A 17,666-nucleotide genomic window follows, 5' to 3' on the forward strand; every position below is an offset into this window, starting at 1 on the left:
TCGCCACCGGTATCGGCGAGTTCGGGGCACCACCCCCCGCCCCGCCCGCCGCCGCCGCCGCGGTGCGCCCCCGCCGGCCGGGCACGGCGGGCGGCGACGCCGGCGAGGCCGAGATCCCCGTCGTCTACGACGGCGCCGACCTCGCCGAGGTCGCCCGCCTCACCGGGCTCGCCCCGGACGAGGTCGTCGCCGCCCACACCGGGACCCCGTGGCGGGTCGCGTTCACCGGGTTCGCGCCCGGATTCGGCTACCTGGAGGGCGGCGACCCGCGGCTGGACGTCCCGCGCCGCGCCACGCCCCGCGTCCGCGTCCCGGCGGGCGCGGTCGGCCTGGCCGGGCGCTTCAGCGGCGTCTACCCGGTCGAGTCCCCGGGCGGCTGGCAGCTCATCGGACGCACGGAGGCCGTCCTGTGGGACCTCGAACGCGACCCGCCCGCCCTCCTGCGCCCGGGAACGCGGGTCCGCTTCGTCCGGAGGAAATCGTGAAGCCCCGGCGGGAACCATGAAGCGCGCTCTGGACGTTCTCCGCACAGGACCCCTGGCGACAGTCCAGGACCTGGGCCGCTCGGGTCACGCGGCGCTCGGCGTGGGGGTGTCGGGCGCCGCGGACCCGGGCTCGTTCCGCCTCGCCAACCGGCTGCTCGGCAACCCCGAGGAGGAGGCCGCGGTCGAGGTAACCTTCGGCGGCCTGCACGTGCGCTGCCGCGGCGGCGTGTTCGCCGCGGTGACCGGCGCGCCCGCCCCGCTGCTGGTGGACGGCCGCCCCGAGGCTCCCTACTCGGTCTTCCACGTCCCGGACGGCGCCGAACTGCGGATGGGCGTGCCCACCTCCGGGCTGCGCAGCTACCTGGCCGTGCGCGGCGGCGTCGCCGTCCCGCCCGTCCTCGGGTCCCGCTCCACCGACACGCTCTCCGGCCTCGGCCCCGCCCCGCTCAAGCCCGGCGACCTGCTGCCCGTCGGCCCGCCGCCCGCCGCGGCGCCGCTCCTGGACGCCGCGCCCGTCGCGCCCCCGCGCGGCGGCGACATCGTGCTGCGCGCGATGCCCGGCCCGCGCCACGACTGGTTCGCCCCCGGCGCGCTCGCGGCGCTCTTCTCCGCCGCCTACACGGTGACCAGCGAGATCGACCGCGTCGGCATGCGCCTGGACGGGCCGGAGCTGGAGCACGCCGGGCGCGGCGAGCTGCCCAGCGAGGGGACGGTCACCGGGGCGCTGCAGGTCCCGCCGTCCGGGCGGCCCGTGCTGTTCCTCGCCGACCACCCGCTCACCGGCGGCTACCCCGTGATCGCGGTGGTCGCCTCCGCCGACGTCGGCCGCGCCGCCCAGGCCCGCCCCGGCCAGCGGCTCCGGTTCCGGCCGCACCCCGCACCGAACCTCCGGGAGGAAACATGACCGCACCCCTCGACCCGGGCGCGCTCACGCCGGACCAGGCGAGGGCCCTGTTCCGCGCCGGCCTGCGCGTTCCCACGTCCGGCTGGTGCGCCGGCTGGACGCAGGCGAACCTCATCGCCGTGCCGCGCGAGTACGCCTTCGACCTGCTGCTGTTCGCGCAGCGCAACCCCAAGCCGTGCCCCGTCCTGGACGTGACCGAGCCCGGCGAGACCTCCTCCCCGCTGTTCGCCGGGGACCTGCGCACCGACCTGCCCGGCTACGTCGTCTACGAGCACGGAGTGCCGGTCGCCGAGACGAACGACGTGACCGCCCACTGGCGCGAGGACCTTGTCTCGTTCCTCATCGGGTGCAGCTTCACCTTCGAGGACGCGCTCCGCGAGGCCGGCGTGCCCGTCCGGCACATCGAGCAGAACAGCAACGTCCCGATGTACCGGACGAACCGGATGTGCCGCCGCGCCGGCGAGTTCGGCGGCCCGCTCGTCGTCTCCATGCGCCCCGTCCCCGCCGCGCAGGTGGCCGACGCCGTGCGCGTGACGTCCCGGTACCCCTCCGTCCACGGCGCGCCCGTGCACGTCGGCGACCCCGTCGAGCTCGGCATCGACGACCTGTCCGCGCCGGACTTCGGCGACCCGGTCGAGATCCGCGTGGACGAGATCCCGGTGTTCTGGGCCTGCGGTGTGACCCCGCAGGCGGCGGTGATGGCCTCCCGCCCCAAGCTCGCCATCGGGCACGCCCCCGGCCACATGGCGATCACCGACGCGCGCGACAGCCGGTACCTCGTTCCCTGAGTCCGGCATAGGCTTCGTCCATGCCCGAGATCATCGCCCCGGGCGAACGCCTCGGGGGGCGCTACCGCATCGAGCGGCCTCTCGGCTCCGGCGGCATGGCGACCGTCTGGCGCGCGGTCGACACCGTCCTCGACCGCGCCGTCGCGGTCAAGGTCCCCAAGGACGGCGGGCCCGAGGAGTTCTCGCGGCGCCTGCGCCAGGAGGCGCAGGCCGCCGCGGCCCTGACCCACCCGGGCGTCACCGGCGTGTACGACTACGGCGAGCACCGCGTCGGCTCGGAGGGGGCCCCGTGGCGCGAGCCGCGCCGGATCCCGTACGTGGTCATGGAGCTGCTGGACGGGGAGAGCCTGGCCGTGCGCCTGGCGCGCGGCCCGCTGCCCTGGCGCGAGGCGGCCGGGATCTGCGCCCGGGTCGCCGACGCCCTGGCCGCCGCCCATGACGCCGGCATCGTGCACCGCCACATCAAGCCCGGCAACGTCTACCTCACCCCGGTCGAGGTGAAGGTCCTCGACTTCGGCATCGCGTTCACCGGCACGGCGGGCGGACCGGTGATGGGCACGCCCGCCTACATGGCGCCCGAACTGGTGAGCGGGACGCCGCCGACCCCGGCGGCCGACGTCTACTCCCTGGGCGTCGTCCTGCACGAGTGCCTGACCGGAGCGCCGCCCACGCCCTCGTCCGCCTTCCGGAAGGGCACACCGGACGAGGTCGCCGCCCTCTGCCGCGGCTGCCTGTCCCCGGACCCCGGTGCGCGCCCCACCGCCGCCGAAGCGGCCCGTGTCCTGTCCGGCGCCTCGGGCGTCCGGCTCCAGGTGCCCGGCGCCGCCGCCCCCGCGGACCCTCCGCCGCCGGACCGGCCGCGGAACCCGACCCGCGTCCTGGACGACCCCGGACCGTCCCGGCGAGGGCCCGCGCGGCGGCCGCTGCTGGTCGCCGGGGTCGCGGCCGGGGCGCTGACCGCGCTGGCCGCGCTGCTGGCCGCCCTGGCGCCCGGCTCCTCTGACCGGGCCGGTGCGAGACCGCCGTCGACGCCTCCGGCGGGCCGGACGACGGCCGCGGCGACCGCGTGCTCGGTGTCCTACCGCGTCGACGGGACGTGGCCGCGGGGCTTCCAGGCCACCGTCCGCATCACCAACCTCGGAGACGGCGCGATCGACGGCTGGACCCTGGGCTTCGCCTTCCCGGACGGCCAGTCGATCACCCAGCTGTGGAACGGCAGCAGGTCGCAGGACGGTACGTCCGTCACGGTGACGGCGGCGGAGTGGAACCGGTCGATCCCGCCGCACGGGGCGGCCGAGTTCGGCTTCCTCGGGAGCCAGGACGGCGCCAACGGAACCCCCTCGCGATTCACCCTGAACGGCGCCGAGTGCCGTAACTGAGCAGTGTTCATTGCATTTATCTCCTCCTTCGGGCCTGGCGGCCCTCCATCGTCGACAAACGCGGCGATCGCTGGCATCGCTCCGTCTCGCCTGGCGGCTCGCTGCGCGATCAGGTTCTCGCTCCGCTCGAACCTGCCTTCGGACGCGATCGCCCTCAGCGCTATGGGAGCGCTCCCAAGTCGTCGGCGCAGGTCAGTGGGCTCGTAGCCGAATTGGTGTAGGCCGTCCTATTGTGTCGCGGCCGAGTGAGGGCTTAGCATCCCCGCAATCGAAGCGCTTCGACAGGCGCTCGGTCCCACCCCGGAGGAAGACCCATGATCAAGGCAGGCAGGAGCGCGGCGGTGCTCGCCGCCCTTGCCGCGGCGGCGCTGTCGCTCACCGCGTGCGGCGGCGACGACGGCGGCTCCGGCGGCAAGGAGCTGAAGCTCTGGCACTACGAGGCCCCGGACAGCGCCATGGGCAAGGCGTGGGACGAGGCGGTCAAGGAGTTCGAGGCCACCCACCCGGGCGTCAAGGTGAAGTTCGAGGAGAAGGGCTTCGAGCAGATCCAGAAGACCGCGCCCATGGTGCTGAACTCCAAGGACGCCCCCGACGTCATGGAGTACAACAAGGGCAACGCGACCGCCGGCCTGCTCTCCAGGCAGGGTCTGCTCACCGATCTCACCCCCGAGGTCACCAAGCGGGGCTGGGACAAGCTGATCAGCCCGAACGTCCAGGTCACCGCCAAGTACGACGCCAAGGGCACGATGGGCGGCGACAAATGGTACGGCGTTCCGGACTATGCGGAGTACGTGCAGGTCTACTACAACAAGGACCTGTTCAAGAAGAACGACGTCGAGATCCCGAGGACGTTCGCCGAGCTGACCGCCGCGATGGACGAGTTCGTCGCGAAGGGCGTCACGCCGATGACCAACGCGGGCGCCGAGTACATGGCGCACCAGTTCGTCTACCAGCTCGCCCTGGACAAGGCCGACCGCGCCTGGGTGGACGCCTTCCAGCGCTACACCGGCAAGACGAACTTCAACGACGCCGCCTGGACCTACGGGGCGACCACCTTCGCCGACTGGGTGAAGAAGGGCTACATCGCCAAGAACTCCGTCAGCCTCAAGGCGGAGGACGCGGGCGTCGCGTTCATGAGCGGCAAGTTCCCCATGATGTTCTCCGGGAGCTGGTGGTTCGGCCGGGTCGCCGCTGAGGCGAAGTTCGACTGGGAGACCGCCGTCTGGCCCGGCGCCAAGATGACGCTCGGCTCGGGCGGCAACCTCTGGGTCGTCCCCAAGGGGTCGGAGAACAAGCAGCTCGCCTACGACTTCATCGACATCACGATGAAGAAGCAGGCGCAGACCACCCTCGGCAACGCGGGCGGCGTGCCGGTCGCGGCGGACCCGGCCGCCATCACCGACGCCAAGGCCAAGAAGCTCATCGCCGACTTCGACGGGCTGTCCCGCTCCGACGGGCTCGCCTACTACCCGGACTGGCCGGTCGCCGGCTTCTACGACGCCTGGGTGGCGCAGACGCAGAAGCTCATGAACGGCGCGGCGCCGGGCGAGGTCCTCGGCGGCATCCAGAAGACCTACGACGGCGGCCTGCCGAAGTGACGACGCCAGGCCGCGGCCGGTCGCGGGAGCAGTGGGGCTACGTGCCCTACCTGCTCCCCGGCCTGCTCCTGTTCACCGCCGTCATCGGGGTGCCGTTCCTGATGAACATCGGGACGAGCTTCACCGAGTGGACGGGCGTCGGCACCCCGGAGTGGATCGGGCTCGGCAACTACCGCGAGCTCGTGAAGGACGGGGAGTTCTGGGCCTCGTTCCGGCACAACGTCCTGATCATCGTCGGGATGGCGATCGTTCCGACGCTGATCGGCCTGGTGCTGGCCGCGGCCCTGACCGACCTGGTCGACCGGCACTTCGGGCCGCGCGCCGCGAGCGTCCTGCGCGCCTGCGTCTACCTGCCGCAGGTGCTGCCGGTCGTCATCGCGGGCGTGGTGTGGAGCTGGCTGCTGGCCCCGGAGAACGGCGCGGTCAACGCGTTCCTGGACGCCGTGGGCCTCGGCTCCCTCGCGCACGACTGGCTCGGCGACCCGGCCACCGCCCTGTGGAGCGTCGTCGGCGTCATGGTCTGGATGCAGATCGGCTTCCCGCTGGTGATCTTCATGTCGGGTCTGCAGCGGGTGGACCCCTCGCTGTACGAGGCGGCCGAGATCGACGGCGCCTCGTGGGGCCGCCGGTTCCGGCACATCACGGTCCCGCAGATCCGGCCGGAGATCTTCGTCGTGCTGCTGTGGACGACGATCGCCGCGCTGAAGGCCTTCCCGCAGATCTTCGTGCTGACCAAGGGCGGCCCGGGCGGGGCGACGAACGTGCCGTCCTACTACTCCTGGGTCAACTTCTTCGAGAAGTCCGACGTCGGCTACGGCTCGGCGATCGCGACCGTGCTGACGCTGGTCATCGTCGCGCTGACCGTCGTCTTCCTGCGCCTGCAGGGCCGTGACCTGGGGGAGGGGCGATGACCGCGACGCTGACGAGGAAGACGGGCGCGCCGCCGCGCGACCGGCGGGGCGCGCCCCGCCGGGCCCGCCGCCGCGGCCCGTCCGCCTACGCGGTGCTGGTGGCGCTGGTCGCGCTCGCGGGCGTGATGCTGATCCCGTTCGTCGTGGTGGTCTTCAACGCGCTGAAGACGCCGCAGGAGTACTCGTCGAGCGGCCCGCTGTCCCCTCCCGACGGGTTCCACCTGGACGGGGTGCGGCAGTTCTGGGAGCGCGTCGACTTCGGGCACGTCCTGCTGAACAGCGCGGTCATCAGCGGCTCCGTCGCCGTCCTCGCCGTGCTGCTGTCGGTGCTCAACGCCTACGCGCTCGGCATCGGCCGGATCAAGGGGCGGATGTGGGTGCTGGCCGTGCTGCTGCTGGCCAACACGCTGCCGCAGGAGGCGCTCGTCTACCCGCTGTACTACATGTCGAAGCAGGTCGGCCTGTACGACACCAGGATCAGCGTGATCATCGTGTTCACGGTCATCCAGAGCGCGTTCGGCACGTACCTGCTGTCGTCGGTGATGGCGGCGTTCCCGCGCCCGCTGCTGGAGGCGGCGCGGATCGACGGCGCCGGCCGGTGGCAGGTGCTGTGGCGGGTCGTCGTCCCGGTCGTCCGGCCGACCATGTCGGTCCTGCTCGTGTTCTTCTTCGTGTGGACCTGGAACGAGTTCCTGATCCCCATGGTCTTCCTCATCTCCAACGAGAACCAGACGGTCTCGGTCGCCCTCGGCGTGCTGCAGGGGCAGCGCCTCATGGACGCCACCATGTCCAGCGCCGCGTCGCTCCTCGGCCTCCTGCCGACCGTCGCGTTCTTCCTCATCTTCCAGCGCACCCTTGCGCGCGGACTTACGGCGGGGGCTGTCAAGTAATGAAGTTCAGCGACGGCTACTGGATGCTGCGCGAAGGTGTGCGGGCGTCGCATCCGGTGGAGGTCCTCGACGTGGACGCCGGGCCGGGCGCGTTCACGGTGCACGCGCCGGTGCAGCGGATCCGGCACCGGGGCGACCTGCTCAAGGGGCCGGTGGTGACGGTGACGTGCGAGTCGCCGATGCCGGACGTCATCGGCGTCACCCTCACCCACTTCGCGGGGGAGAGGCGCCGCGGCCCGGACTTCGAGCTGGCCGCCGACCCCACGGGGGAGGTGTCCGTGGACGAGGAGGCGGCGACGCTGACGTCCGGGGCCCTGTCGGTCCGGGTCGGGCGTAAGGGGGAGTGGGGCGTCGACTTCCTCGCGGACGGGCGCCGCCTGACCGGGAGCGCGCCCAAGGCGCAGGCCGTCATCGACACCGACGACGGCCGCCACTACGTGCGGGAGCAGCTCGACCTGGGCGTCGACCACTTCGTCTACGGGCTCGGGGAACGGTTCGGGCCGCTGGTGAAGAACGGCCAGGCCGTGGACGTGTGGAACGCCGACGGCGGGACGGCGAGCGAGCAGGCGTACAAGAACGTGCCGTTCTACCTGACCAACGCGGGGTACGGCGTCTTCGTCGACCATCCCGGGCGGGTCTCGTTCGAGGTGGCGTCGGAGGCCGTCGCCCGGACGCAGTTCAGCGTCGAGGGCCAGTCGATGCGCTACTTCGTCATCTACGGGCCGTCGCCGAAGGAGATCCTCCGCAAGTACACGGCGCTCACCGGACGGCCCGCGCGGCTGCCCGACTGGTCGTTCGGGCTGTGGCTGTCGACCTCGTTCACGACCTCCTACGACGAGGACACCGTCACCTCGTTCATCGAGGGGATGGCGTCGCGCGACCTGCCGCTCAGCGTCTTCCACTTCGACTGCTTCTGGATGCGCGAGTTCCAGTGGTGCGATTTCGAGTGGGACCCGCGGGTGTTCCCCGACCCGGAGGGGATGCTGCGCCGGCTGCGGGACCGCGGCCTGCGGATCTGCGTCTGGATCAACCCCTACATCGGGCAGCGCTCGCCGCTGTTCGAGGAGGGGCGCTCGCGCGGCTATCTGCTGGTGCGGCCGGACGGGGACGTGTGGCAGTGGGACAAGTGGCAGCCCGGCCTGGCCGTCGTCGACTTCACCAACCCCGAGGCGCGGGACTGGTACGCGGGGAAGCTGGAAGCGCTGCTCGACATGGGCGTCGACTGCTTCAAGACCGACTTCGGCGAGCGCATCCCCACCGACGTCGTCTACCACGACGGATCCGACCCGGAGCGGGCGCACAACTACTACACCTATCTCTACAACCAGACCGTCTTCGACCTGCTCCGCAAGAAGCGCGGCGAGGGTGAGGCGGTGGTGTTCGCCCGGTCCGCCACGACCGGCGGGCAGCGTTTCCCGGTGCACTGGGGCGGCGACGCCGAGTCGACGTTCGAGGCGATGGGGGAGAGCCTTCGCGGCGGCCTCTCCCTGGGCATGTCGGGGTTCGGCTACTGGAGCCACGACATCGGCGGCTTCGAGGGGACGCCCGATCCGGCGCTGTTCAAGCGGTGGATCGCGTTCGGGCTGCTGTCCTCGCACAGCCGCCTGCACGGCAGCCATTCCTACCGGGTGCCGTGGCTGTTCGACGAGGAGTCGGTGGACGTCCTGCGGTACTTCACCCGCCTGAAGATGCGGCTGATGCCCTACCTGGCCGGCGCGGCCCGCCAGGCGCACGGGGAAGGGCTGCCGATGATGCGCGCGATGGTCGTCGACTTCCCGGACGACCCCGCCTGCACGCATCTGGAACGCCAGTACATGCTCGGCGACGATCTGCTCGTCGCGCCGGTGTTCTCCTCCGGCGGGGAGGTCGCCTACTACGTGCCGGAGGGCGTGTGGACGCACTACCTCACCGGCGAGCGGGTCGCGGGCGGCCGCTGGGTCCGCGAACGGCACGGGTTCGACAGCGTGCCGCTGCTCGTCCGTCCGGGTGCGGTCTTTCCCGAGGGAGCGGTGGACGACCGTCCCGACTACGACCATGCTGACGGCGTCACGTTGCGCGTCTACGAGCCCGCCGACGGGGCCACCGTCGTCACCCAGGTCGGCGACACCGTTTTCACCACGGTGAGAAACGGTGAAAACCTGCGCGTGACCGGCGAGGGGACATGGAACGTCCTTCTCGTCAACGCGCGCGTGGCCGCGGTCGAGGGCGGAGAGCCGTCGGACCATCCGCACGGCGTCCTCGTCAGGGCGATCGGTGGCGAAGTGGTCGTCACCATGGAAGAGGAGAGCTGATGGGGTTCCCGGAAGGGTTCCTGTGGGGAGCGGCCACCGCCGCCTACCAGATCGAGGGCGCGGCCCAGGAGGACGGCCGCGCGCCGTCCATCTGGGACACGTTCAGCCACACCCCCGGCAAGGTCCTGAACGGCGACACCGGCGACGTCGCCACGGACCACTACCACCGCTGGGAGGAGGACGTCGCGACGATGGCCGAGCTCGGCATCGGCGCCTACCGGTTCTCCCTCTCATGGTCGCGGGTCCTGCCGGACGGGAGGCCCAGCCCGAAGGGCATGGACTTCTACTCCCGCCTGGTCGACGCGCTGCTCGACCACGGCATCGCCCCGGTCGCGACGCTCTACCACTGGGACCTGCCGCAGTCCCTGGAGGACGCCGGCGGCTGGCCGGACCGCGACACGCCCCGCCGGTTCGCCGACTACGCCGAGCGCGTCGGGCGCGTCCTCGGCGACCGCGTCCACACCTGGACCACGCTGAACGAGCCGTGGTGCTCGGCGTTCCTCGGCTACGCGTCCGGCGTGCACGCCCCCGGCCGCGCCGACCCGGTCGCCGCGCTGACCGCCGCGCACCATCTGAACCTCGCGCACGGCCTGGCGGTCCGCGCGCTGCGCGGCGTGGTGTCGCCGTCCGCGCGGCACTCGGTCACGCTGAACCTGCACCACCTGCGCGGCGACGCGGAGGCGGTCCGCCGGGTGGACGCCGTCGCCAACCGCGTGTTCCTCGACCCGATGCTGGGCAGGGGCTACCCCGCCGACCTGCTGGAGGACACGGCGTCCCTCACCGACTGGGGCTTCCTGCGCGACGGGGACGCGGACATCATCGCCGCGCCGCTCGACGTGCTGGGCGTCAACTACTACTCGCCCACCCTCGTCCGGGACTGGGACGGCGCCGCGCCGCGCGCCCACGCGGACGGCCATCGCAGGGGCGCGGCCAGCCCGTTCGTCGGCTGCGACGCCGTCGAGTTCGCCGAACAGCCCGGCCCCTCCACCGAGATGGGCTGGCCGATCGACGCGACCGGCATGGAGGAGCTCCTCCTGCGGCTGCACCGCGAGTACCCGGACACGCCGCTGATGGTCACCGAGAACGGCGCCGCGTTCGACGACGCGGTCGACGGGGACGGCCGCGTCCGGGACGACCGCCGCATCGCCTACCTGCGCGACCACATCGCCGCGGTCGAGAGGGCGTGCAAGGCGGGCGCCGACGTCCGCGGCTACTTCGCCTGGTCGCTGCTGGACAACTTCGAGTGGGCCTACGGCTACTCCAAGCGCTTCGGCCTCGTCCACGTCGACTACGCCACCGGCGACCGCACCTGGAAGGACAGCGCCCACTGGTACCGCGACGCCATCGCCCGCCGCCCCTCGTGAGGCCCGCGCGCGGGGTTACGATCATTCGCACTCTGAACCGCTTCGAGCACGACGGGACGGTCCGTGGTCAAGATCACTGACGTGGCGCGGCACGCGGGGGTGTCGCCGAGCACGGTCTCCTACGTGCTGAGCGGGAAGCGCTCGATCTCCGAGGAGACCCGGCGGCGCGTCCGGGAGAGCATCCGCGAGCTCGGCTACCGGCCGCACGCGGGCGCCCGCGCGCTCGCCAGCAGCCGCTCCAACGTGCTGGCGCTGATGATCCCGCTGCGCTCCGGCATCGCCGTGCCCGTGGTCATGCAGTTCGCCGTCTCCGTCGTCACCGCCGCGCGCCGCCACGACCACGACGTCCTGCTGCTCACCCAGGAGGAGGGCGAGGACGGCCTGCGGCGCGTCGCCGACAGCGCCCTGGTCGACGCGCTGATCGTCATGGACGTGCAGATGAGGGACCCGCGGCTGCCGCTGCTGCGCTCCCTGGACCGGCCGAGCGTGCTCATCGGCTTCCCCGCCGACGCGGGCGACCTCACCTGCATCGACCTCGACTTCCACGCGGCCGGGGCGGTCTGCGTCGAGCACCTCGCCGGGCTCGGCCACCGGGAGATCGCGCTGATCGGCTCGCCGCCGGAGGTGTACGCGCGGCAGACCGGCTACGCCCAGCGGGTCGCCGACGGGTTCGCCGCCGCGGTCGGCGAGCACGGGCTGACCGGGGAGGTCCACCCGTGCGAGGCGACCGCGGACGCGGCCCGCGCGCTCGTCGCCCGGCTGCTCGCCGAGCGCCCCGGTCTCACCGGCGTCCTCGTCCACAACGAGCCGGTCGTCGGCCCCGTGGTGCGGGCGCTGCGCGCGGCCGGCCGGCGCGTCCCCGAGGACGTGTCCGTCGTCGCGCTGTGCCCGGACGAGATGGCCGAGCACGCCGAGCCGCCCCTGACGTCGGTGGCGATCCCCGCCGAGGAGGTCGGCGGGCGCGCCGTGGAACTGCTGATGTCCAAGCTCGACGGCGTGCCCGTGCCCGCCGCGACCCTGCTTCCGCCCACCCTGACCCCGCGGGCCAGCAGCGCGCCCGCGCCCCGCTGAGAGGCCGAATCCCGCCACTCTGCCGAAGGAGGAGAGGGGCCGTCGCCCGGCCCGTTATCGAAGCGCTTCGACACACCGCTCGGGGGATCTTCCAGAAGGAGAACCGTTGCCCAGATTCCGTCGCGATCCCCGTTCCCCCGGCCGGCGCAACCGGTCGCTGACCCTCGTCCTCGCCGCCGCGCTGGCGGCCCCCCTCGCGTGGACGGCGCCCGCCGCCGCCCGCGAGTCCTACCCGTTCCGCGACCCGGGACTGCCCGTCCAGGCCCGCGTGGACGACCTGGTCGGGCGGCTGACGCTCGACGAGAAGATCTCGCTGCTGCACCAGTACCAGCCCGCGATCCCGCGGCTCGGCATCGGCCGGTTCAAGACCGGCACCGAGGCGCTGCACGGGGTCGCGTGGTCCACCGACGTCCACGACGGCGGCGCCGTCGTGACCGCCAAGGGGACCGTGTTCCCGCAGTCGGTCGGGCTCGGCGCGACCTGGGACCCGGCCCTGATGAAGCGGATCGGCTCGGCCGTCGGCGACGAGGCCCGCGGGTACAACAGCGAGAACCCCGACGTCTGGGGCCTGCAGCTGTGGGCGCCGGTCGTGAACCTGCTCCGCGACCCCCGCTGGGGGCGCAACGAGGAGGGCTACTCCGAGGACCCGCTGCTCACCGGCCTGCTCGCCACCGCCTACGGCCGCGGCATGCAGGGCGACGACCCCGAGCGCCTCAAGGCGGCGCCGGTCCTCAAGCACTACATGGCCAACAACAACGAGGTCCGCCGCGACCAGACGTCCTCCAGCCTGCCGCCGCGGGTGCGCCGGGAGTACGACGAGGTCCCGTTCCAGATGCCGCTCGCCCGCGACGCCGCGACCGGGATCATGACGTCCTACAACCTCGTCAACGGCCGTCCCGCCACGGTCACCCCCGACGCCGGCGGGCTCGTCCGCTCCTGGTCGGACCGGACGCTGTTCAACGTCACCGACGCGGGCGCCCCCAACAACCTCGTCGGCTCCCAGAAGTACCACCCCGACCTGGCCACCGGCGACGCGGCGATCCTCAAGGCGGGCGTGGACAGCCTCACCACCGACGACACGAACTCGGCCATCACCGTGAACGCGGTCAAGCAGGCACTGTCACGCGGGCTGCTCGCCGAGTCCGACATCGACCGCGCGGCGGGGCACATCCTGAGCGTCCGGGTGCGGCTCGGCGAGTTCGACCCGGACGGCGGCCCCTACGCCAAGATCACCAAGGACGCGGTGGACAGCCCCGCGCACCGGGCGCTGGCCCGCACCGCCGCCGCGGAGCAGATGGTGCTGCTGAAGAACCAGCGCGGCACGCTGCCGCTCTCGCGGCAGAAGGTCGCGGTCGTGGGGCCCCTGTCGAACACCCTCTACACCGACTGGTACTCCGGCTCGCTGCCCTACGAGGTCACGCCGCTGGACGGCATCAGGAAGCGCGCCGGCGCGGTGGCCTCCAGCGAGGGCGTCGACCGCATCGCCCTCAAGGACGTGAAGACCGGCAAGTACATCGCCGGGGGAACCGGCTCCGGCGCGGTCCTGAGGACCGGGCCCGCCTCGTCCTCCGACGCCACGACGCAGTTCGACGTGTTCGACTGGGGCCAGGGCATCGTGACCTTGCGCAGCGCCGCCAACGGCAAGACGGTCGGCCGCCACAACTGGGGCGAGACCTTCGCCAATGACCAGGACCAGCCGAACGGCTGGTTCGTCCAGCAGATGTTCGCGCTGGAGAAGCAGGACGGCGGCGACTACCTGCTCCGCTACGCCGGCTACGAGAAGGCCTATGACTGGGCCGACCCGGCGAAGACCTATGTGAAGGCGCAGGACGACGGAACGCTCGCCCTCACCACGAAGGCCGAGGCGTCCCGCTTCTCCAAGGACGTCGTCAGCAGCGGCGTGGACTCGGCGGTCAAGGCCGTGACGGGCGCCGGAGCCGCCGTCGTCGTGGTCGGCAGCATGCCGTTCATCAACGGCCGCGAGGACCACGACCGCACCACGATGGCGCTCGCCGAAGGGCAGTCCGAGCTCGTCAAGGCCGTCCGCAGGGCGAACCCGAACACGGTCGTCGTGGTGGAGAACAGCTATCCGACGACGCTCGACTGGGAGCAGGAGAACGTCCCCGCGATCCTGTGGACGAGCCACGCCGGAGCCGAGACGGGCAACGCCCTGGCGTCCCTCCTGTTCGGCGACGAGAGCCCCTCGGGCAAGCTCCCGCAGACCTGGTACCGCTCCGGCGCGGACCTGCCCGACATCCTCGACTACGACATCATCAAGTCCGACCGGACGTACCAGTACTTCAAGGGCAAGCCGCTCTACCCGTTCGGCCACGGCCTGTCCTACACCACGTTCCGGTACGGCGAGCCGCGGCTCAGCGCCCGCTCCATCGGACGCGACGGCACGGTGACCGTCACCGTCCCGGTCACCAACACCGGTGAGAAGGCCGGGGACGAGGTCGTCCAGCTCTACACGCACCAGCGGAAGTCGCGGGTGAAGCAGCCGGTGAAGAGGCTGCGCGCCTTCGCCAAGGTCCACGTGGCCCCGGGGCGGACGGTGACGGCGCGACTCCGGCTGAACGCGTCCGACCTCGCCGTCTGGGACGTGACCCGCGGCAGGTGGGCGGTCGAGAAGTCGGAGCACGACCTGCTCATCGGCTCCTCGTCCACCGACATCCGGCGGCGGGCGGTCCTCGACGTGCGCGGCGAGACGATCCCCGCCCGCGACCTCGCCGAGCCGACCCGGGCCGCCGACTTCGACGATCAGAACGGCATCAGCCTGGTCGACGAGACGAAGGCGTCCGGGGACGCGGTGGCCGGCGCGTCCGGCTCGTGGCTGAAGTTCGCGGACGCCGCCCTCGGTTCGTCCGCGGGACGCGTCACCGCCCGCGTGGCGGGAACCTCCGCGACCACCGTCGAGGTCCGCCTCGACCGTCCGGACGGCCCCCGCGCCGGAACCCTCACCGTCCCGTCCACCGCCGACGCCTACACCTACAAGGAGATCACCGCACCCCTGGCCGGAGCCCGCGGAAACCGCGACGTCTACCTGGTCTTCAAGGGCGAGACCCGCCTGAGCACCTTCTCCCTGACCCCCTGACCCACTCCTGGCGCGAGGGGCGCGACCTCACAGGTTCGCGCCCCTCAGCGCCCGGAGGGCGTCGGAGGTGGGGGACCCGGGGGCGGCGGTGTAGAAGACGGTCCACTGGTCGCGGCTCGGGTCGTGCAGAGCCTCGCACTGGAGGTCGAGCAGGCCCGCCACCGGGTGCCGGATGAGCTTGCGCGTCGAGCGCCGGAGCCGGACGTCGCCCTCGGCCCACAGCGCCCGGAACTCGGGACTGGCGGTCAGCAGCCGTTCGACGAGCGAGCGCACCCCGGGGTCGCGCGGGTACCGGCCGGCCACCGCGCGCAGATCGGCCACGGCCTCGCGGGCGAACCGGCGGGCGTCGCCGGGATCAAGGCGGTCACGGGCCTGCGGGCGGGCGAAGAAGCGCCAGACGACGTTGCGCTCGTCTTCCGGAACAGCGGAGAAGTCGCCGAACAGGGCGGCGGCCATGGGGTTCCAGGCGAGGACGTCGTACTTGGCGTCGCAGACGAGCGCGGGGGTGTCGGCGAGCCGTTCGAGCAGGTGCAGCAGGCCCGGCCGCACCTCGCGCACCGGCGCCGGAGGCGGCGCGGGCACCTCGCCGGCCAGGTAGTGGAGATGGGACCGCTCGTCGTCGGTCAGCCGCAGCGCCCGCCCGAGCGCGGCGAGCATCTGCCGCGACGGCCGCGGCCCCCGGCCCTGTTCGAGGCGGACGTAGTAGTCCACCGACATCCCGGCGAGATTCGCGACCTCCTGGCGGCGAAGGCCGGGCGTGCGGCGGCGTCCCCGCTCCAGCCCGACCTCGGACGGCTGCATCCGCGCCCGTCGCCGCCGCAGGAAGGCGGCCAGTTCCGCCCGGTCCCCGTGCTGCATGGCTCCAGTGTGACCGCCCGGCCGCGCGGCCACCATGGGACCGCCGGTACCAGCCTCGGCGGTGCTCTCCCGCCCGCGGCGGCGGGAGGCCAGGGTTGCGTCCCATGACGACCAAACTGATCGTTCTCATCACGGGCGCCAACAAGGGCATCGGCTTCGCGACCGCCGGCGCGATGGCGCGGGACGGGCACACGGTGCTGCTGGGCGCGAGGGACGAGGGCCGCGGGACGGCCGCCGCCGCGAGCCTGGCCGAGCAGGGGCTCGACGTCCGGTACGTCCGGCTGGACGTGACGGATCCGGCGACGATCGCGGCGGCCGCGGAACTGGTCGACGCCGAGTACGGCCGCCTCGACGTCCTGGTGAACAACGCCGTCACCACCCGGGACGGGGGCCGCCCGCCGGGCGAGATGCCCGTCGACGACCTGCGCGAGGTCTACGAGACCAACGTGTTCGGCGTCGTCGCCGTCACCAACGCCATGCTGCCGCTGCTGCGCAGGTCGCCGTCCGGCTACGTCGGGAACGTCTCCAGCGGGCTCGGGACCTTCGCCTTCCTGAGCGATCCGGACGAAGGGTTCGCCCGGTACGCGACGCTCCTGGGTTACAACTCGTCCAAGGCGGCGCTCAACGCCGTCACGCTCATCTACGCCCACGCCCTCCGGGACTCCGGGATCCGGGTCAACGCGCTTTCGCCCGGCTTCTGTGCCACCGACCTCAACGGCCACACGGGCGTGCTGAGCGCGGAGGAGGGCGGAGCCCACATAGCCAGGCAGTTCGCGGAGGAGACGACGGGCGTCTTCCTCAACGAGAACGGCGGCACCTATCCCTGGTGAGGTGGCGAAGTGCGGGACGGGAGGTTCTCGGGGCGGCGGAGGTGGTGGGTCAGGTCGCCGGCCAGGTCGAGGGTGATGCGGCGTGCGGTGAAGTGCCAGCGGCCGCCGGTGCGGGCGAAGGCGTCGTCGTAGGTGCCGCAGGCGATGGGCTGGAGAGGGAGGCCCGGGACGGCCTGGAGGACGGTGTAGTACGCCTTGGACGTCGCCGTGCCCGCCTCCTCGTCCACCTCGACGGCCAGGTTCGTGGTGACGTGCTTGGTGCCGAGGGTGCCGTCGGCGTGGACGATCACGGTCCGCTCGAACATCGCCGCGATCGCCTCGCCGCCGCTTATGGTGCCGCCGCTGCCGGTGAACGAGGCGTCGGCGAACAGGTCGCGGATGCCCGCGAAGTCCGCGCCGTCGACGCACGCGGCGTAGCGGAAGACGAGGTTGGCGATGGCCTGGTGGCTGGGCTGGTCGGCGGGCATGGCCCGATCCTGGCCCACGGCCCGCGCGGCGCGGCGGGCGGAGTCCCGGTGGACGGGACGGCGCGAATAGCACACCCGGCGGGCAATTCACCAGTTATCGGCATTGCACATTCGGGCAGACGTGATTTAAGAATGAACGGGTGGCCGGTTGGGGACGTAGATCGGCCTTGTTCGAGGGAGTTTGTGGCACCTAATGTCTGGATGCGGCGGGACATCCACCACAATTCGATGCCCCGCCGGCCATTGCCGCAGATCGCGGTGGGCGATCCAGGGAGGAAGACATGCACATGTCGCGTGCCCGTTTCCGGTGGGCGGCCGTTCTGGCCGGAATGGCGATGACCGCCCCGGCCGTGCCGGCCCGGGCGGACGGCCCGGCCGGCGTCTACCTGCTCACGGTGATGCCGCAGAGCGGTCCCGTCGCCACGCGGACCCTGTGGTGCGACCCGGACGGAGGGACGCACGCCGCCGCGTCCCAGGCCTGTGACCAGCTCGAAGCCGTCGACGGCGAGGTCGGGCGCGTTCCGGCGCGGCCGACCGCCTGCACGCTGGAGCACGCGCCCGTCACGGTGATCGCGAACGGCGTCTGGCACGGATCCGGCCGGCATTTCGCGCGGACGTATGCGAACCGGTGCCTCGCCGTGCGCGCCACCGGTGGAATCCTTTTCAGCGAGTAACTCACGATCTGCGGGCCGCCGGAATGGGGAGCGGGGTGCTGTCCGGCGGCCCGCGCAAAAGG

At 72.4% G+C, this 17,666-nt stretch carries 15 protein-coding genes; 13 read left to right on the forward strand and 2 right to left on the reverse strand.

The genetic code is table 11. The features are described from left to right. From AB0C87_RS13280 to AB0C87_RS13330, 11 genes are all read left to right on the forward strand, one after another. A partial coding sequence (locus AB0C87_RS13280) for a carboxyltransferase domain-containing protein (protein ID WP_360577581.1) occupies positions 1 to 485 on the forward strand: 485 nt, incomplete at its 5' end. Positions 486 to 501: 16 nt separating this feature from the next. Further along, entirely contained in the window at positions 502 to 1,389 is an 888-nt protein-coding gene (locus AB0C87_RS13285) for a 5-oxoprolinase/urea amidolyase family protein (protein WP_353835927.1), read from the forward strand. Then, the gene (locus tag AB0C87_RS13290; protein ID WP_345177599.1) at positions 1,386 to 2,177 is read left to right on the forward strand and encodes a putative hydro-lyase; all 792 of its coding nucleotides are present in this window, start codon (positions 1,386 to 1,388) and stop codon (positions 2,175 to 2,177) included. The genes AB0C87_RS13285 and AB0C87_RS13290 overlap by 4 nt, the downstream gene beginning before the upstream one ends. Before the next feature lie 20 nt (positions 2,178 to 2,197). After that, positions 2,198 to 3,556, forward strand: coding sequence for a cellulose binding domain-containing protein (locus AB0C87_RS13295; RefSeq protein WP_360577584.1), 1,359 nt, complete (start codon positions 2,198 to 2,200; stop codon positions 3,554 to 3,556). A 314-nt stretch (positions 3,557 to 3,870) separates the two neighbouring features. Further along, positions 3,871 to 5,154 carry an extracellular solute-binding protein gene (locus tag AB0C87_RS13300; protein WP_345177594.1) on the forward strand — a complete coding sequence of 428 codons (1,284 nt, stop codon included), beginning with the start codon at positions 3,871 to 3,873 and terminating at the stop codon, positions 5,152 to 5,154. Next, the gene (locus AB0C87_RS13305) at positions 5,151 to 6,065 is read left to right on the forward strand and encodes a sugar ABC transporter permease (RefSeq protein ID WP_360577586.1); all 915 of its coding nucleotides are present in this window, start codon (positions 5,151 to 5,153) and stop codon (positions 6,063 to 6,065) included. Before AB0C87_RS13300 ends, AB0C87_RS13305 begins: the two co-directional genes overlap by 4 nt. Beyond that, positions 6,062 to 6,955 (forward strand): carbohydrate ABC transporter permease, encoded by an 894-nt coding sequence (locus tag AB0C87_RS13310; RefSeq protein ID WP_345177588.1) that lies wholly within the window; start codon positions 6,062 to 6,064, stop codon positions 6,953 to 6,955. Before AB0C87_RS13305 ends, AB0C87_RS13310 begins: the two co-directional genes overlap by 4 nt. After that, the gene (gene yicI / locus AB0C87_RS13315; RefSeq protein ID WP_360577588.1) at positions 6,955 to 9,246 is read left to right on the forward strand and encodes an alpha-xylosidase; all 2,292 of its coding nucleotides are present in this window, start codon (positions 6,955 to 6,957) and stop codon (positions 9,244 to 9,246) included. Before AB0C87_RS13310 ends, yicI begins: the two co-directional genes overlap by 1 nt. Next, positions 9,246 to 10,610 (forward strand): GH1 family beta-glucosidase, encoded by a 1,365-nt coding sequence (locus AB0C87_RS13320; protein ID WP_345177583.1) that lies wholly within the window; start codon positions 9,246 to 9,248, stop codon positions 10,608 to 10,610. The genes yicI and AB0C87_RS13320 overlap by 1 nt, the downstream gene beginning before the upstream one ends. 63 nt (positions 10,611 to 10,673) lie before the next feature. After that, entirely contained in the window at positions 10,674 to 11,681 is a 1,008-nt protein-coding gene (locus tag AB0C87_RS13325) for a LacI family DNA-binding transcriptional regulator (protein ID WP_345177581.1), read from the forward strand. A 106-nt stretch (positions 11,682 to 11,787) separates the two neighbouring features. Next, entirely contained in the window at positions 11,788 to 14,775 is a 2,988-nt protein-coding gene (locus AB0C87_RS13330; RefSeq protein ID WP_360577590.1) for a glycoside hydrolase family 3 C-terminal domain-containing protein, read from the forward strand. A gap of 27 nt (positions 14,776 to 14,802) precedes the next feature. Here AB0C87_RS13330 and AB0C87_RS13335 read toward each other — a convergent pair whose 3' ends face one another. Next, a complete protein-coding gene (locus tag AB0C87_RS13335; RefSeq protein WP_360577592.1) occupies positions 14,803 to 15,633 on the reverse strand; it encodes a helix-turn-helix transcriptional regulator in 831 nt (276 codons plus the stop codon). A gap of 104 nt (positions 15,634 to 15,737) precedes the next feature. Between AB0C87_RS13335 and AB0C87_RS13340 the strand changes: the two genes are divergently transcribed. Continuing rightward, a complete protein-coding gene (locus AB0C87_RS13340; protein ID WP_360577593.1) occupies positions 15,738 to 16,463 on the forward strand; it encodes an SDR family NAD(P)-dependent oxidoreductase in 726 nt (241 codons plus the stop codon). Here AB0C87_RS13340 and AB0C87_RS13345 read toward each other — a convergent pair. Then, positions 16,451 to 16,930, reverse strand: a complete 480-nt coding sequence (locus tag AB0C87_RS13345; RefSeq protein ID WP_360577595.1) for a nuclear transport factor 2 family protein — start codon at positions 16,928 to 16,930, stop codon at positions 16,451 to 16,453. The genes AB0C87_RS13340 and AB0C87_RS13345 overlap by 13 nt on opposite strands. A gap of 281 nt (positions 16,931 to 17,211) precedes the next feature. Between AB0C87_RS13345 and AB0C87_RS13350 the strand changes: the two genes are divergently transcribed. After that, positions 17,212 to 17,604: an SSI family serine proteinase inhibitor gene (locus AB0C87_RS13350; protein ID WP_360577597.1), complete on the forward strand. Its 393-nt coding sequence runs from the start codon at positions 17,212 to 17,214 to the stop codon at positions 17,602 to 17,604. The last annotated feature ends 62 nt before the right edge of the window (positions 17,605 to 17,666 follow it).

The organism is Actinomadura sp. NPDC048021, from assembly GCF_040653135.1.
GTDB lineage: Bacteria > Actinomycetota > Actinomycetes > Streptosporangiales > Streptosporangiaceae > Spirillospora > Spirillospora verrucosospora.

Coding starts and splice junctions, on each gene's coding strand:
- AB0C87_RS13285 (WP_353835927.1), top strand. CDS start 502: ATGAAGCGCGCTCTGGACGTTCTCCGCACAGGACCCCTGGCGACAGTC.
- AB0C87_RS13290 (WP_345177599.1), top strand. CDS start 1,386: ATGACCGCACCCCTCGACCCGGGCGCGCTCACGCCGGACCAGGCGAGG.
- AB0C87_RS13295 (WP_360577584.1), top strand. CDS start 2,198: ATGCCCGAGATCATCGCCCCGGGCGAACGCCTCGGGGGGCGCTACCGC.
- AB0C87_RS13300 (WP_345177594.1), top strand. CDS start 3,871: ATGATCAAGGCAGGCAGGAGCGCGGCGGTGCTCGCCGCCCTTGCCGCG.
- AB0C87_RS13310 (WP_345177588.1), top strand. CDS start 6,062: ATGACCGCGACGCTGACGAGGAAGACGGGCGCGCCGCCGCGCGACCGG.
- yicI (WP_360577588.1), top strand. CDS start 6,955: ATGAAGTTCAGCGACGGCTACTGGATGCTGCGCGAAGGTGTGCGGGCG.
- AB0C87_RS13320 (WP_345177583.1), top strand. CDS start 9,246: ATGGGGTTCCCGGAAGGGTTCCTGTGGGGAGCGGCCACCGCCGCCTAC.
- AB0C87_RS13335 (WP_360577592.1), bottom strand. CDS start 15,633: ATGCAGCACGGGGACCGGGCGGAACTGGCCGCCTTCCTGCGGCGGCGA.
- AB0C87_RS13340 (WP_360577593.1), top strand. CDS start 15,738: ATGACGACCAAACTGATCGTTCTCATCACGGGCGCCAACAAGGGCATC.
- AB0C87_RS13345 (WP_360577595.1), bottom strand. CDS start 16,930: ATGCCCGCCGACCAGCCCAGCCACCAGGCCATCGCCAACCTCGTCTTC.
- AB0C87_RS13350 (WP_360577597.1), top strand. CDS start 17,212: ATGCACATGTCGCGTGCCCGTTTCCGGTGGGCGGCCGTTCTGGCCGGA.